The sequence below is a fragment of the Cycloclasticus sp. P1 genome, from assembly GCF_000299965.1.
GTDB classification, from domain to species: domain Bacteria; phylum Pseudomonadota; class Gammaproteobacteria; order Methylococcales; family Cycloclasticaceae; genus Cycloclasticus; species Cycloclasticus pugetii.
Genome location: NC_018697.1, coordinates 140288 through 154351, shown reverse-complemented (window position 1 = coordinate 154351; position 14064 = coordinate 140288). Strand labels below are relative to the sequence as shown.

At 42.9% G+C, this 14064-nt stretch carries 19 protein-coding genes; 11 read left to right on the top strand and 8 right to left on the bottom strand.

Translation table 11 applies throughout. The features are described 5' to 3' along the window. The first annotated feature begins 1 nt into the window (after position 1). Genes rsxD through Q91_RS00750 form a run of 4 tightly spaced genes read left to right on the top strand, consistent with a single transcriptional unit; the run spans position 2 to position 3021 of the window. Positions 2-1027 (top strand): electron transport complex subunit RsxD, encoded by a 1026-nt coding sequence (rsxD, locus tag Q91_RS00765; RefSeq protein ID WP_015004965.1) that lies wholly within the window; start codon positions 2-4, stop codon positions 1025-1027. Position 1028: 1 nt separating this feature from the next. Further along, positions 1029-1670: an electron transport complex subunit RsxG gene (gene rsxG, locus Q91_RS00760; RefSeq protein WP_015004964.1), complete on the top strand. Its 642-nt coding sequence runs from the start codon at positions 1029-1031 to the stop codon at positions 1668-1670. Further along, positions 1663-2346 carry an electron transport complex subunit E gene (locus Q91_RS00755; protein ID WP_015004963.1) on the top strand — a complete coding sequence of 228 codons (684 nt, stop codon included), beginning with the start codon at positions 1663-1665 and terminating at the stop codon, positions 2344-2346. The genes rsxG and Q91_RS00755 overlap by 8 nt, the downstream gene beginning before the upstream one ends. 18 nt (positions 2347-2364) lie before the next feature. Next, positions 2365-3021 (top strand): energy transducer TonB, encoded by a 657-nt coding sequence (locus Q91_RS00750; protein WP_238538342.1) that lies wholly within the window; start codon positions 2365-2367, stop codon positions 3019-3021. A 4-nt stretch (positions 3022-3025) separates the two neighbouring features. Here the strand turns inward: Q91_RS00750 and Q91_RS00745 are convergent, their stop codons facing one another. Beyond that, complete coding sequence (locus Q91_RS00745; RefSeq protein WP_015004961.1) at positions 3026-3847, bottom strand: PHP domain-containing protein; 822 nt, start codon at positions 3845-3847, stop codon at positions 3026-3028. 72 nt (positions 3848-3919) lie between these two features. On the opposite strand from Q91_RS00745, the gene Q91_RS00740 reads away from it, so the two are divergent. From Q91_RS00740 to Q91_RS00725, 4 genes are read left to right on the top strand one after another with little or no spacing between them, the layout of a single operon-like run. Continuing rightward, positions 3920-4402: a peptidylprolyl isomerase gene (locus tag Q91_RS00740; protein WP_015004960.1), complete on the top strand. Its 483-nt coding sequence runs from the start codon at positions 3920-3922 to the stop codon at positions 4400-4402. 2 nt (positions 4403-4404) lie between these two features. Next, a complete protein-coding gene (locus tag Q91_RS00735) occupies positions 4405-5055 on the top strand; it encodes a glutathione S-transferase (protein WP_041230471.1) in 651 nt (216 codons plus the stop codon). A gap of 55 nt (positions 5056-5110) precedes the next feature. Further along, a complete protein-coding gene (locus Q91_RS00730) occupies positions 5111-5602 on the top strand; it encodes an LEA type 2 family protein (RefSeq protein WP_015004958.1) in 492 nt (163 codons plus the stop codon). 57 nt (positions 5603-5659) lie between these two features. Continuing rightward, positions 5660-6124, top strand: a complete 465-nt coding sequence (locus Q91_RS00725) for a hypothetical protein (RefSeq protein WP_015004957.1) — start codon at positions 5660-5662, stop codon at positions 6122-6124. A gap of 3 nt (positions 6125-6127) precedes the next feature. Here the strand turns inward: Q91_RS00725 and Q91_RS00720 are convergent, their stop codons facing one another. The 6 genes from Q91_RS00720 to Q91_RS00695 form a co-directional block, all read right to left on the bottom strand. After that, positions 6128-6976 carry an SPFH domain-containing protein gene (locus Q91_RS00720; RefSeq protein ID WP_015004956.1) on the bottom strand — a complete coding sequence of 283 codons (849 nt, stop codon included), beginning with the start codon at positions 6974-6976 and terminating at the stop codon, positions 6128-6130. A gap of 20 nt (positions 6977-6996) precedes the next feature. After that, positions 6997-7455, bottom strand: a complete 459-nt coding sequence (locus tag Q91_RS00715; RefSeq protein ID WP_238538341.1) for an NfeD family protein — start codon at positions 7453-7455, stop codon at positions 6997-6999. A gap of 33 nt (positions 7456-7488) precedes the next feature. Continuing rightward, positions 7489-8097 carry a DsbA family protein gene (locus Q91_RS00710; protein WP_015004954.1) on the bottom strand — a complete coding sequence of 203 codons (609 nt, stop codon included), beginning with the start codon at positions 8095-8097 and terminating at the stop codon, positions 7489-7491. Then, positions 8090-8899: a cobalamin-binding protein gene (locus Q91_RS00705; RefSeq protein ID WP_015004953.1), complete on the bottom strand. Its 810-nt coding sequence runs from the start codon at positions 8897-8899 to the stop codon at positions 8090-8092. The genes Q91_RS00710 and Q91_RS00705 overlap by 8 nt, the downstream gene beginning before the upstream one ends. After that, entirely contained in the window at positions 8892-9914 is a 1023-nt protein-coding gene (locus Q91_RS00700; RefSeq protein WP_020161663.1) for an integron integrase, read from the bottom strand. The genes Q91_RS00705 and Q91_RS00700 overlap by 8 nt, the downstream gene beginning before the upstream one ends. A gap of 104 nt (positions 9915-10018) precedes the next feature. Continuing rightward, the gene (locus Q91_RS00695) at positions 10019-10258 is read right to left on the bottom strand and encodes a hypothetical protein (RefSeq protein ID WP_148271118.1); all 240 of its coding nucleotides are present in this window, start codon (positions 10256-10258) and stop codon (positions 10019-10021) included. A 186-nt stretch (positions 10259-10444) separates the two neighbouring features. On the opposite strand from Q91_RS00695, the gene Q91_RS00690 reads away from it, so the two are divergent. The 3 genes from Q91_RS00690 to Q91_RS00680 all read left to right on the top strand — a co-directional run bounded on the left by Q91_RS00690 (position 10445) and on the right by Q91_RS00680 (position 12812). Further along, entirely contained in the window at positions 10445-11287 is an 843-nt protein-coding gene (locus Q91_RS00690) for an NgoPII family restriction endonuclease (RefSeq protein ID WP_015004950.1), read from the top strand. Then, complete coding sequence (locus Q91_RS00685; protein WP_015004949.1) at positions 11284-12375, top strand: DNA cytosine methyltransferase; 1092 nt, start codon at positions 11284-11286, stop codon at positions 12373-12375. Before Q91_RS00690 ends, Q91_RS00685 begins: the two co-directional genes overlap by 4 nt. Before the next feature lie 137 nt (positions 12376-12512). After that, positions 12513-12812 (top strand): antibiotic biosynthesis monooxygenase, encoded by a 300-nt coding sequence (locus Q91_RS00680; protein WP_015004948.1) that lies wholly within the window; start codon positions 12513-12515, stop codon positions 12810-12812. Between the two features lie 278 nt (positions 12813-13090). On the opposite strand, the gene Q91_RS00675 is transcribed toward Q91_RS00680, so the two are convergent. Next, positions 13091-14059 (bottom strand): PA2778 family cysteine peptidase, encoded by a 969-nt coding sequence (locus Q91_RS00675; protein ID WP_015004947.1) that lies wholly within the window; start codon positions 14057-14059, stop codon positions 13091-13093. Positions 14060-14064 lie beyond the last annotated feature (5 nt).

Here is a 14064-nt window from a genome sequence, read left to right as displayed (position 1 = left end):
TGTGCATTTTTTAACCTCTAACGCGCCCTTTATTGAACCGCAAAATAGTATTCAGAAAATGATGCTCTGGGTTCTTATTGCATTAGTGCCGGGCATCATTACGATGATTTGGCAATTTGGCCTAGGCGTTTTAAGCAATATTATTATCTGTGTTTCCACCGCCGTTATCACTGAGGCGGTCATGTTGAACCTTCGTAACAGGCCTGTACTCCCTTTTCTGTCTGACCTAAGCGCCGTAGTAACTGCCGTACTTTTAGCACTTGCCTTACCCACCATCGCACCATGGTGGATTCCGTGCATAGGTGCTTTTATTGCTATTGTTATTGCCAAACACTTATACGGCGGGCTCGGTTATAACCCGTTCAATCCAGCAATGGTTGCCTTTGCCGTCTTAATGGTTTCTTTTCCAAAAAGCATGACCGTTTGGATGCTGCCCTATTCAATGCTACCTGCCGATAGCAGCTTTACTGATCTACTACCCATTATTCTAGATCAACAACCTAAACAAGCACTAATTGACGCAATAACCGCGGCAACACCACTCGATGAAATGAAGACGCAGCTCAGCCTGAATCAAACCATCGGTGAAATACGCTCATCATCTATATTTGGTAGTCTGTCAGGTGAAGGCTGGCAATGGGTGTCTATTGCTTACCTTGTGGGCGGCCTTCTATTAGTATTTAAAAAAATCATTAGCTGGCATATTCCTGTCGGTTTGTTAAGTGGCTTGTTCACCATCAGCTTTGCTTTCTACCTACTGGAACCTAGCGTGACACCATCACCGTTGTTTCACTTGCTTAGCGGTGGCGCCATACTCGGTGCTTTCTTTATCGCTACCGATCCGGTTACCGCTGCCGCGACCTTAAAGGGCCGCTTTATTTATGGCGTTTTAATTGGCTTACTCACTTACATTATTCGTACATGGGGTGGTTACCCCGAAGGCATTGCTTTTGCAGTTATCCTTATTAATATGGCCGTTCCACTGATCGACCATTACACGCCTCCACGCGTTTATGGGCACCACTAATATGGCTAATAATAAAACATCAATTCTAAAGTCTGGCTGGGTGCTCGGCTTGTTTTCGCTAATTGGCATTGGGCTTGTCTCGCTTACTTATTCGATAACACATGAAAAAATTGCAGATAATGAGCGCTTATTTATTTTACAAAACCTACGTGAACTAGTCCCTGAAACGCTTCATGATAACGATCTGCTAACAGATACACTTCAAGTCGTAGACCCAAGTGCCTTTGGAAATAAACACGAAGTCACTATTTATAAAGCCATCAAAAACAACAAACTGATGGCCATCATTGCTTCACCGACCGCAGCGGATGGCTACAATGGCTCTATCAAACTATTGGTGGCTATTCGAGCGAATGGCGAACTAATTGGTGTTCGCGTGGTCTCACATCACGAAACACCGGGGCTAGGCGATGCCATTGATACCAACAAGAGTGATTGGATCTACGGCTTTAATGGACGTTCATTAAACAACCCTGTAAGCCGTTTATGGCAGGTTAAGAAGGACGGAGGTCGTTTTGACCAATTTACTGGCGCTACTATTACACCTAGAGCCGTCGTTAAAGCAGTGTTAAGAACCTTACAATATTATCAAGCCAATCAAGAAACATTAACAACCATTACCCAAGCAACTAACAATGGATAGTTACAAACAAATTTTAAAAAATGGTCTTTGGGATAACAACCAAGCCTTCGTTGCTCTACTAGGGCTATGCCCCTTGCTGGCAGTGAGTAATACCGTTATTAACGGTTTAGGGCTTGGGCTGGCAACCACCCTCACCCTCGTATTATCCAATGCTATTGTGTCTATTATTCGGCGACAAGTGGGTAGCGAAATTAGGCTGCCCGTTTTTGTACTCATTATTGCCTCCATTGTCACCGCCATTGAGCTGCTCATGAACGCCTTCTTTTATGAGCTATACCTCATACTTGGCATCTTTATTCCACTGATTGTGACCAATTGTTCCATTATTGGCCGCGCAGAGGCCTTTGCATCCAAAAACCCTCTTGGTACATCCGTGGTAGATGGTTTAGCTATGGGGCTTGGCTTTACTGCCGCTTTAGTTATTCTAGGCGCCGCACGTGAAATTCTTGGCTCTGGAACTTTATTTGCAAACGCTCATTTAATGTTTGGAGACGCGGCTAAAGACATGGTCATTTATGTCATTCGCGATTACGAAGGCTTCTTGCTCGCTATTTTACCGCCAGGAGCCTTTATTGGTTTAGGCCTACTTATTGCGCTAAAAAATGTTATTGATAAGCGACTTGCAAAACCAAGTACTCAAACAGTCACTTTATCAATGGACCCTGAAAAAGCCTGATTATAATTCGTGAGTAGCGTGGCACAGTCATGGGGGTCGGTTATTTACAAGCCAAAGTCAGTGCTGCTATTTGTCTTTATTTCGTTTATAGCCCATGCCATTGTTGTGGCTCTTGCCTATCAAACCGGTATTTTTTCAAACGATGATATTGACAGCATTGCCACTAAGAAAATAAGTATTTCTTTGGCTGTGCCAACGCCTATTACTCCGCCAACACCCATTAAACCGCCTGAACCTAAGCCAAAGAAAGTAACACCAAAAAAAATTGTCACAAAGGCAGCTACGGCAAAAAAAGTAAGCCCAAAGCCCAAGAAAGTGGTCAAAAAAAAGGCACCCGCTGCAACGCCTAAAGTAACACCCAAAAAGGTCGCTTCTCCCCTGCCATCGCCAGTTAAAAAACCAGCCCTTTTTATGTCGCCACAGCCAACCTATCAACCTAAGCCAAAATACCCAAGCGTTGCAAGGCGAAGAGGCGTTGAAGGTTCGGTTATTTTTGATCTTTCAGTGGCTAATGATGGGCGTGTTACCCGAGCAATTATTATTCAAAGCTCTGGCTCATCTGCCCTTGACCGATCTGCCTTAAAAACAATTCAAACGTGGCGATTTCCTGCTAGCAAATTCAACTCTCTTTCCACCTATAAGCAAAAAATCGAGTTTCGACTGAACAGTTACTAAGCGCTTACCAGTCTAGCCAAATCGGTTTGCATACCGTTGGAAATGCTGACATTGCACCAATATCACTCCACTGACTCGATTGATGAAAATCCGAGCCACACGAAGCCAGTAAGCCTTTTTCAACACACAGCCTAGCCAATCTGTCCGTTTCTTGCTTGCTTTGCTGGCCAGAGACAACTTCCATCCCTCTACCACCTGCTGCAATAAAATCATCCAATAACGCCGACCGCTTAGTCCATGTCATTTTATACTTCAGTGGGTGCGCTAATACTGCCACCCCGCCTGCCTTTACTATCCAGTCGATAATGTTCGGTAACTCTGCCCAGCATTGTTTTACATCGCCCGGCTTTCCATCTCCCAAGTATTTCTTGAACGCCGTGGAGGTATTCTTAACCACACCGAGTTCAACAAGATGCTGTGCAAAATGGGGCCGCCCAATCTGGCTATGGTTAGCAATTTCACTGACCCGATTAAAATCGATGGGGCCAACCAGTTTAGTTAACCGTTTGGCAATAATCTGTGCTCGATCAGCCCGTGCTTTTTCCTGCCGAGCGACCCCTTCTTTAATCGATGCACTATCGAGGCTTAAGTTCAAACCGACAACATGAACACCCACCCCTCGCCATTGCGTTGACAGTTCAACACCAGGAATAATCTTCAAGCCGTCATAACTGGCTGGCGATAATTGCTCATAAGCATCTACCGTATCATGGTCAGTAATGGCTAACATCTCAACACCCTTTGCTTTCGCCCGTTCAACCAAGTCATTGGGGGTTAATGTCCCATCAGAAATAAGGGTATGCGAATGAAGATCAATTTTTTTCATGCCATGAAGTTTACACCGTGAGGCAAACTTGAATGTTAAAATTGTTATTTATTGACCACAAACTTTTTAACCATGCAGATTACTAAAGACACCGTTGTACGATTTAACTACATCTTAAAAAATGACGAACAAGAAATTATTGAGCGCTCTTCGGCTCAAGAACCCATCGCGTATTTACAAGGTCATGGCGGCATGATTCGTGGTGTTCAATTAGCACTTGAAGGCAAACAAGCAGGTGATAAGTTTAGCGTCAGTGTTGAACCAAAAGATGGTTATGGCGAACGTCTAGATAATTCAATTCAAAGCGTTCCAGTCAAACATTTAATGGGCGCTAAAAAATGGCGTCCAGGCATGATTGCCACCGTGCAAACTGAAAAAGGTCAGCACCAAGTCAACGTCGTAAAAGTGGGGAAATTTATGGCTAAGGTAGACACCAATCACCCCCTAGCAGGGCAAACGCTTCACTTTGACATTGACATTGTTGATGTTCGAGCCGCCACACAAGAAGAAATTTCACACGGGCATGCTCATGGCGCAGGCGGCCACCACCACTAAACGTGACCTCTACAGCCAACACGCCCATTTTATATTCATTTCGTCGCTGCCCCTATGCCATGCGAGCCCGCTTAGCAATAAAGCACGCTGGTATTAAGGTGATCTTGCGTGAAGTTGTCTTGCGCAACAAGCCACCTGCCATGTTAGCGATCTCACCTAAAGGAACTGTGCCTGTGCTTCAGTTACCCACTGGTGAAGTCATTGATGAAAGCTGGGAAATTGTGCACTGGGCAACATCAATAAACGATAGCCAGTCCCTAAGGGGTTCTTCGGCGCGGGTTTTAGACGCTAACCGCCTAGTATCGCTGAATGATAATGAATTTAAACAACACCTCGATCACTATAAATATGCTGATCGGTTTCCCGACTTCTCAGCAGAGCACTATCGTACACAAGCTGAGGCTTTTCTTAGCCTTTTAGATCAACGATTAGCAGCGCATTCTTTTCTACTGGACGATGAACCCTCGATTGCAGACATTGGCATTTTTCCCTTTATTCGCCAGTTTGCGCATGTAGACATTAATTGGTTCAAGCAAACCCCTTACCCGTATTTGCAGCGCTGGTTTGAACACTTTCTTTCTTCTGAACTGTTTACTAGCATTATGAACAAATACCCAGCTTGGGAAGAAGGCCAAGATACTCTTTTGTTCTAACCCTTTCTTTTAGCTTCTGCCTAGCATAAGATTAAAACCCGCCACGGAGATAACCATGCGTTTCCTTACACACCAACTTCTAGTTCCATTTATAGTTCTACTAACCTTGGCAGGTTGCGCCGGTATTACCTATCATGCACAACCACCGCAAATCAGCCTTAATAATATTCAACTGGTTAACGCACAACTGCTAGAGCAAGAATACGCATTAACCTTACGCATTCAAAATACAAACGACTTCCCGTTTTTCATTAAAGGGCTTAGTTATCAATTAGAAATTAATGGATCAGAATTTGCGCACGGGGTCAGCAGCCAATCGGTCAATATATTACCTTATCAAGAAGCCTACCTAACGGTCTCTCTGATCAGCAATACATTGGGCGTAATCAAACAACTAGAAACACTCTCTGGCACTAACAAAACTGATTTACACTTTCGTTTAACCGGTAAAGTCAGCCATGGCACCGTTAACATTCCTGCCTCTATGTACAGCTTACCCTTTGTAAAAGAAGGCACCTTAAACCTTAATACGCTCTTAAAGAAATGAACCAACCAGAGATCTTTGTACTCCAACTTGCAACAGCCTTTAAAAAAAGGAGACATCATGAAGCTGCTACTTCCAATCACCTTATCTTTACTATTAATCGCTTGTGCCGGTCCCAACCCATATGGCCCATCCAGCGAAGGCTACACCCGTAGTGAAGCTAATCAAACTTTACACGTCACAAATGGCATCATCCTTGATCTTCAGTCAGTCACCATCGATTCAGAAGGCAACGCCGTCGGTAAAATTGCCGGTGGTTTAATTGGCGGCATTGGTGGCAGCAGTGTTGGTAGCGGTCGAGGCAGTGCTGCCGCAGCCGTGGCGGGCACAGTTGTCGGTGGTATTGTCGGCAACAAAGCCGAGGCTATGTATAACAAGGCCAATGGCGTGCAAATTACTATTCAGCTCGATAACGGCCAAGTACAATCCGTTGTACAAGAAGTTAACGAAAACGTTATGTTTAGAAAAGGCGACCACGTCAAACTGATTCGCAGCGCCTCGGGCAAAGTTCGCGTTATTCAATAAGCCTTAACGCCCACCCAACATGCCTTTAATTGCTGCCGGCAAATCTGCCGGTAGCAAAATGGTTTTTGCGTTATCTGAATTTGACATATCTTGTATTGCATCGACATATTTCTCACCCAGAATATACATCACCGGCAATTCCTTATCTTGAATCGCTTCAGCCACTTTAGTAATAGCCAACTTACTCGCTTCTGCCAATACTACTTGCGCCTCTGCATCTCGTCTTGATGCATCTAAACGACCTTCCGCTTCCAAAACGGCAGCGGCTTTTTCACCTTCTGCCCGAGTCACCGTTGCGCGACGTTGCCTTTCTGCAGCCGCTTGCTCTTCCATTGCATTTTGCATTGTGCCAGATGGGGTAATATCTTGAATTTCAACGGTTTTAAGCGTAATCCCCCAGTCTGAAATATCATCTGAAATAGCTTCTTTTAAACGTGCTTTAATTAATTCTCTAGAGGTTAATGCATCATCCAACTTCATTTCACCCACAATAGACCTAAGCGACGTTTGTACCAAGGTTCTAATGGCTAGCTCATAGTCTTCCACGCCATACACAGCACGTTCTGGCGCCACAATATTAATGTACGCAACCGCATTAGCAATAATCACTACATTATCTTGCGTAATCACCTCTTGGGAGGGAATATCCAACACAATGTCTTTCGTGGTAACACGATAGGCAACTTGGTCTATGTATGGCACCACCAAATTTAACCCCGGCCCTAATGTTTTATGAAACTTACCAAGGCGTTGCACAACAAACTTAGACCCTTGAGGCACCAATTTAACCCCCATCGCAACCGTTAAGAACACTAGCCCAAAAAATACCGCCGCTACAATAAGTCCTTCCATTGTTAACTCCTTTTTTTAAATTACGTTACTTTGTTAACCACAAGCGTATTACCCGAGGCTTCTTTAATCATCACTTTATCGCCGACTACCACAGGGTCTTCACAGATAAACTCCCATTCATCATCACCCAAAATAGGGGTCGTAAAACGTACATGCCCACGCGATGCTTCACTGGGCGCTTTAATCACCATTCCCGTTTCACCTGCAATCGCTTCTTGCGTAATACCCGCCTTAGTACGATCGATCATTTTGGGGCGCAAAAATTTAAACCAGCCCGCAGCAAAAACAACCGAAAAAATGGTCCAAATAAACAATTGCCAACCGAGCGTTAACGAGGGTACTAAGGCCAAAAAAGCAGCCACAACAACAGCACCCAAACCAAACCATAGCACTGTAAAACTGGGCACAAAAATCTCAAACCCCACCAGCAACATACCCAGCACTAACCAGTGCCAATAAACCAACTCAAGCTCCATCATCACTGTTCCTTTTATTTATTCGGCTTTACCGTGTTAGCTTAACTGATTTAATAGTACCTGTGGGTCGTTATAGTCATAGCGTAACAACCGGTTCTGTTCGCTCTGCTGTAACACGATACTTGGAAAGCTACTGGCACCCATACTTCTAGCCAATTTTATTTCCATCAATAATTGCTGCTGAGTACTTGAGTGATTCAATAAGGCCGAAAACTCGCTTTCATCAAGCCCTATCTCGCCAGCACATTCAATTAACACCTCGTCATCGGCTGGGTTTTTAGCGTGTAAATAATACGCCTGTTGAATCGCCAATAGCATCGGCTTTTCCGCTGCTCTATCCAGCATTCTTGCAGCAATTAAGGCACGGCATGATGGATACGTTGAGCGACGTGGCTTACACAGCGTCCAAAAATTGTGATTAAACTCGGTACCTGGAACATGCTGCTGAATGCGATACCAGCCATCACTAATTTTCTCTTGCAAGTCGGTAGCCATTGGCTGATCGCTGTCCGGCGCAAGCCCTCCTAATAAATAACGCACCTCAATAGAGCTGGGCAAACTAGACTGTATTACGGCCCATGTTTTATTAAATGCCCAACACCAACTACACATTGGGTCGTGTACGTAATAAAGCACCTTATCCATATAGCATCACCCAGTTGTTAATAATAGTTTGTAGCTGGCGCAAACCATCGGTCAGCGCAGCTGGCCCGGGTTGTAAAATATCCACCGATTTAATCTCAAACAGTTGATTCGTTTTTACCGCAGGAATAACATCCCAGCCCTCGCGCTCAGCCACTCGCTCTGGTCGAAATTTTTTACCACACCATGAACCAATAATAATATCCGGCGCGCGGTCAATCACGGTCTTAGGGTCGGCAATAATTCTATCTTTACCCCCCGCTTGTTTTGATAACTCGGGGAAACAATCCACACCCCCTGCTATTTCAGCCAGCTCAGACACCCATCGAATGCCAGAAATTAATGGATCGTCCCATTCTTCAAAATAAATGCTCGGTTTTTTCTTAAAACCACTAGCTTGCTCAACACACTGTTTAATATTTTGCTGGTATTGGTTCACCAGCACCGCCGCTTTTTCAGGCTCACCAATCAACGCGCCTAAGGTATGTAGCATGGTAAAAATTTCAGCCACTGAACGCTGATTAAACACATGCACCTGCAAACCAGCCCTAACAAGTTCAGCTGCAATATCCGCCTGCATATCCGAAAAACCCAGCACCAAATCCGGCTTTAAGGCCAAAATTTTATCAATTTTAGCCGAAGTAAATGCCGACACTTTAGGTTTTTCCTTACGCGCAATCGCCGGGCGTACAGTAAAGCCCGAAATACCCACAATGCGCTGTTGCTCACCAATTAAATACAAGGCTTCGGTGGTTTCTTCAGTTAGGCACACAATGCGTTGTGCGCCGGTGTTTTTTCTATTCATTCAATCCCTCTAAACGTTCTAAGGGGCTGATCACCCCATCCATGTTTTCTTGCAATACATGGGTGTAAATTTCAGTGGTTTTAACATCTTTATGGCCCAATAATTTTTGCACCACACGAATATTTGTACCGGCTTCCAACAAATGTGTCGCAAACGAATGCCTTAAGGTATGACTCGTTACTCTTTTATTGATATTGGCTTTTTGCTTTGCCTCACGAATAGATTTTTGAATACCCGACTCATTAAGGTGATGACGCCTTATTTCACCATCTCGTGGGTCGACTGATAAATTCTTAGATGGGAATACATATTGCCACTCCCAACTTGAAGCTGCCTTAGGGTATTTTTTAGCCAACGCACCCGGTAAGTAAACATTCGCTTCACCCGCTGCAAGATCTTTCTCAAATAATGACCTGGCTTTTTCTAGCTGTAACTTTAAATCCGTTACAACCGTAGCCGCCAAAGGTGTTTTTCTCTCATTACCACCCTTGCTATCTCTAATCATAAGATAGCCATTAGCAAAATCTATATCTTGTACCCGTAAGCGCGACACCTCCAATACCCTTAAGCCGCCGCCATACATTAAACGAGCCATCAAACCCCTCACTCCCCGCATATGTTTTAAAAGCTCAACCACCTCACCTTTACTCAAAACAACAGGAATTCGCACTGGTTTTTTGGATCGTGCCGCCGAAATATTCTCCGCCACAGGCATATCAAGAACCTTTTTATACAAAAAAACAATCGCATTCATTGCAAGATTCTGAGAAGAGGCCGAATAGTTCTTATTCAGTGCCATATCTGACAAAAATGCCTCAATGTCAGCCTTACCCAATTCGTTAGGGTGCCTTTTATTATTAAAACGGATAAAAGCTAAGATCCATTTGATATACGACTCTTCAGTACGCAAGGCATAATGATGATACCGAAGAACTTCTCGAACCTGATCCATTAAACGTTTGGATTGTGGTCGAAAAATTGACTTATTCTCTGAAGGGCTATTGAAATTGGACATAACGTAAATTACCTCCTGTTTTTTCTTGATTATCGCATTACAGGGAATTATATTCCTTATAAGTAAAGAAATTACAGGGAGTTTTTATTCCCCTTAATAACTAGTTATGCCTGCACAAATACGCCAGTGTCATCGTTCTGCGTGGCAATCAAATCAACCCAGTTAGGTTTCGTGCCTTCTGGTAGGCAGATAATCTCGCCGCTTGTCAGTTTGCCGTCTTCATCAAGCTCTTGAATCATCACCTGCGTGTATGAGGTGCAAAAGTGCATTTCATAAATACCTTCCTCCTTACTCATGTCGGTAGTAAATTCCTTTTTGTCTTTGTCTCGCCTTACAGTAATCATTGTCTTTTCTCCGAATTAGTCATAACAAGCAAGTCAACTCGGACTCGCTACGCTCGCCGGTTAATTTGGCGTTAGGAGTAAAAAACACTCATCCTCTAAACTCTTCAGACTATCTTAATAATTATTGGTATCATGTACCCAACCAAATAATATGAAAACTTATTGAGTATGGGACAAGAGAATTAGATGTCGAATATTATCAAAGCAATCATAAACATAGCAAATGAACCAATAGTCCAACTCAGGGACAGCTATACGAGTAGGAACACAATAAATAACATCGGTCAAGCACTTGAGGCATACATGCAGGATGCGTTTGCGAATACTATAAGTGAACCAAGCCCTCAAAAAAGAAATGAACGCATAAATGAAGTATTTTCATATCTAGGTAACCAGAACAATCCTCCAGATATTATTCTAAAAGATGGCGATGCTATAGAAGTTAAAAAAATTCAGAGCAAGGGGGCTGCAATTGCCTTAAATAGCTCCTACCCAAAAAGTAAATTACATTCTGATGATTCAAAAATAACGGATGCTTGCAGGGATTGTGAGGATTGGACAGCCAAAGATATTATTTATGCCATTGGGGTCACAAGCGATCAAAACCTAAAGCATTTGTGGCTTGTTTATGGAGATTGTTATGCAGCAAGTCGTGAGATATATACTCGGATAGGAAAGACCATTAAGGAGGGTGTAAAGGAAATAGAAGATATTGAGTTTTCAGAAACAAAAGAGTTAGGCAGGGTAAATCGTGTTGATCCTTTGGGTATTACAAATCTACGAATAAGGGGAATGTGGCACATTGATAATCCCTTAAAGGTATATAAAGATTATTACGAAGCTAATGAAACAAAAACATTTAGTCTAGCTTGCATTATACGAGAAGATAAATTTCTTTCATTTAACTCAAGTGATATAGATAGCTTATATAGTCATAATGACATTGCTATTAAAGATATAGAAATAAAAGACCCTGATAATCCGGCAAAACTTCTCAATGCTAAGCTAATAACATTGGAGGTATCATGAAAATTGTTTCTTTATTTTCAGGTGCAGGAGGCTTAGATCTAGGTTTTGAAAAAGCAGGCTTTAATGTTACTTGGGCTAATGAGTTCGATAAAGATATATGGGAAACTTACGAAAAAAACTTTCCCCATACAGAATTAAATAAAAAATCTATTCGTGATGTTGAATTAGATGAAATTCCAGAGTGTGATGGAATTATAGGCGGCCCTCCCTGCCAAAGTTGGAGTGAAGCAGGTAAGCTTCGAGGAATAAAAGACAAAAGAGGTCAGTTGTTTTTCGAGTTTATCCGCATTTTGCGTGATAAAAAGCCGAAATTTTTCTTGGCTGAAAACGTATCAGGTATGTTAGCCCCAAGACACCGTGATGCAATCAAATATATACAAGAGCTGTTTAAAGAGAGCGGTTATACACTCTCTTTCAAGCTTTTAAACGCTTCTGATTATTGGGTAGCTCAAGATAGAAAAAGAGTTTTTTTTATTGGTTATCGAGATGATATAAATATGGAGTTTCAATTTCCTAACCCTGTTGGGAAAAAAAGATACCTCAAAGATATTATTTGGGAGCTAGCAGATACTGCTTTACCTTCTGTTGGTAAAAATCATACAAATGGCAGTAAGTGTACTTTACCAAATCATGAGTATTTAACAGGAAGTTTTTCATCGATTTATATGTCAAGAAACCGAGTACGTGCTTGGGATGAACATTCTTTTACTATACAGGCTGGGGGGCGACACGCTCCTATTCACCCACAAGCTCCTAAAATGGAATTTATTGAGCAAAATAAAAGGATTTTTGTTCCAGAAAAAGAACATTTATACAGGCGGCTTAGTATTAGAGAATGTGCAAGAATTCAAACATTTCCTGATAATCACATTTTTTATTATAAAACTTTGTTAGCTGGGTATAAAATGGTTGGTAATGCCGTTCCTCCAAACCTTGCCTACTTTCTTGCAAAGCAAATATATTCAGATTTAGCTTTTGCCAATAAAATTCAGTCCCAGAAATATGAGGTAAGAGAACCAGCAATCGCATCAAGTTATCTTGCCAGCAACACCTATTCAGAGTTTGACTTAGCGGAAGTGGTAGCGTAAAAACTCCTAACAAATTGCTCAACATTGACAGCCAACTCAACGCGGTTTTTGTGTATTCGCTACCGCTCATTATCACACAAAAACCGCGTTGAGTTGGCTGCAAGTTAGCAAGGCGTTATAAGGCATAGGAGGCTTGAGTGGTACTGGAAGTCGCAATTCTAAATATAAAACCCAATCAAATAGATGAGTTTGAGGCTGCGTTCGGCACTGCTCAAAAAATAATTTCAAGTATGCAGGGTTATGTTTCGCATCAACTTCAAAAATGCATTGAGAAAGACAACCGCTACATCCTGCTTGTGAACTGGGAAGAACTAGAGAATCACACAGTTGGGTTCAGACAATCTGAGCAATACCAAGAATGGCGTACATTGCTTCATCATTTTTATGACCCACTTCCTGAAGTAGAGCATTACGAAGGTGTATTTAGCAATGCCTAAAACCAATGGGATCGGACTCGATTGATCACATAAACTAGTTGTCTTACGCTTTACTCTTAAAATTAATAGCCATTTATTATGGCGTTGCTACCTCGTTCAGTTTCAAAACATTAACCCCCCGCAATAAACAAGTTTGTGATGTTCGTGCTTATGTATTGATGACCTAGATTTAATAAGGAACTAGATGATTGTTTATTTACAGATAAATCCATCGCACATACCTAAAAATGCTTAACCAGCTCACTTTTTATTTGCCTATGTTTTAGACAAACAAACGTCTAATTACATCGCACCACCGGACATTCGACAGAACTGTTGTTAATAGGGTCAGCTGTTAGCTCTTGCCATGAGTCCTGCAGATTTTTATCTGCAGGCGCATACTTCAAACCGCATTGTAGAGCCGCCTGAGACTGGTCGCCACAACCATAAGCCTGTAACGCATAAGCCAAATTATTCCACCCAGCGGCCAACTCTGGTTCGAGACTTGAAGCGGTACTAAATGCTTTAATCGCCTCGGCCCAATCCTGCTTTTGATAGGCTACATTTCCCAGTGCCATCCATGCATCAGTCGCGTCTGGCCACCGTTCGCTTGCTGACTGATAGGCTTTTAATGCCAATTTCAACTGTTTTGTCTCCTCGAAAGCATAAGCTGTTTTCAGGTATCGTTGAGGCTTTGCTGTTTTGGGTATTTTGCCAACCGGCATAATGGCCAACGCCCAGAAATCAGCCCGTTGCCAAGTGCGTTCAAACACCTCAAAGGGCGTGACCCGCCGTCGTGTGGTACCGGAACGAAGAATGATTTTCTGTCGGTCCATATCGTAACCAATAACCACTGCGTAATGCCATGTTGGATACCAGTCAAAACTGAGGTTTTGCAAAACTAACACGGGGTTGCCCGCTGCTATTTCAGCGAAAAGATCGAGCAACTGCGGTTCTATTTGATATGGCAACATCTCATGGCGTCGCGCTGTTGCTGCCATTTCAACTTGCAGGCTACCCTTTCGAGCGGGGATATAAACCTGGCTCGATAATTCTTCTGGTGTTAGTTTAACGCCATGGAACTGTAACAGTGTAGCCAGTGCGGCAGGGCCGCACTGGTACGCTGATTGTGGATAAAATGGTGTATCTACCAGCTCAACTGCTGAAGGCAGTGAATCCGCTAGCTTCAGTCGTATCTGTCTACTTTGTGGTGTTGATGCACAACTGCTGAGTACAAGCGAACAGATCAGCAGACATAATACTTTCATCCACT

What these genes read in the sequence shown, in the direction of transcription:
- rsxG (WP_015004964.1), top strand. Translation starts at nt 1,029, where the DNA reads ATGGCTAATAATAAAACATCAATTCTAAAGTCTGGCTGGGTGCTCGGC.
- Q91_RS00755 (WP_015004963.1), top strand. Translation starts at nt 1,663, where the DNA reads ATGGATAGTTACAAACAAATTTTAAAAAATGGTCTTTGGGATAACAAC.
- Q91_RS00745 (WP_015004961.1), bottom strand. Translation starts at nt 3,847, where the DNA reads ATGAAAAAAATTGATCTTCATTCGCATACCCTTATTTCTGATGGGACA.
- Q91_RS00740 (WP_015004960.1), top strand. Translation starts at nt 3,920, where the DNA reads ATGCAGATTACTAAAGACACCGTTGTACGATTTAACTACATCTTAAAA.
- Q91_RS00730 (WP_015004958.1), top strand. Translation starts at nt 5,111, where the DNA reads ATGCGTTTCCTTACACACCAACTTCTAGTTCCATTTATAGTTCTACTA.
- Q91_RS00725 (WP_015004957.1), top strand. Translation starts at nt 5,660, where the DNA reads ATGAAGCTGCTACTTCCAATCACCTTATCTTTACTATTAATCGCTTGT.
- Q91_RS00720 (WP_015004956.1), bottom strand. Translation starts at nt 6,976, where the DNA reads ATGGAAGGACTTATTGTAGCGGCGGTATTTTTTGGGCTAGTGTTCTTA.
- Q91_RS00715 (WP_238538341.1), bottom strand. Translation starts at nt 7,455, where the DNA reads ATGATGGAGCTTGAGTTGGTTTATTGGCACTGGTTAGTGCTGGGTATG.
- Q91_RS00710 (WP_015004954.1), bottom strand. Translation starts at nt 8,097, where the DNA reads ATGGATAAGGTGCTTTATTACGTACACGACCCAATGTGTAGTTGGTGT.
- Q91_RS00705 (WP_015004953.1), bottom strand. Translation starts at nt 8,899, where the DNA reads ATGAATAGAAAAAACACCGGCGCACAACGCATTGTGTGCCTAACTGAA.
- Q91_RS00700 (WP_020161663.1), bottom strand. Translation starts at nt 9,914, where the DNA reads ATGTCCAATTTCAATAGCCCTTCAGAGAATAAGTCAATTTTTCGACCA.
- Q91_RS00695 (WP_148271118.1), bottom strand. Translation starts at nt 10,258, where the DNA reads ATGATTACTGTAAGGCGAGACAAAGACAAAAAGGAATTTACTACCGAC.
- Q91_RS00690 (WP_015004950.1), top strand. Translation starts at nt 10,445, where the DNA reads ATGTCGAATATTATCAAAGCAATCATAAACATAGCAAATGAACCAATA.
- Q91_RS00685 (WP_015004949.1), top strand. Translation starts at nt 11,284, where the DNA reads ATGAAAATTGTTTCTTTATTTTCAGGTGCAGGAGGCTTAGATCTAGGT.
- Q91_RS00675 (WP_015004947.1), bottom strand. Translation starts at nt 14,059, where the DNA reads ATGAAAGTATTATGTCTGCTGATCTGTTCGCTTGTACTCAGCAGTTGT.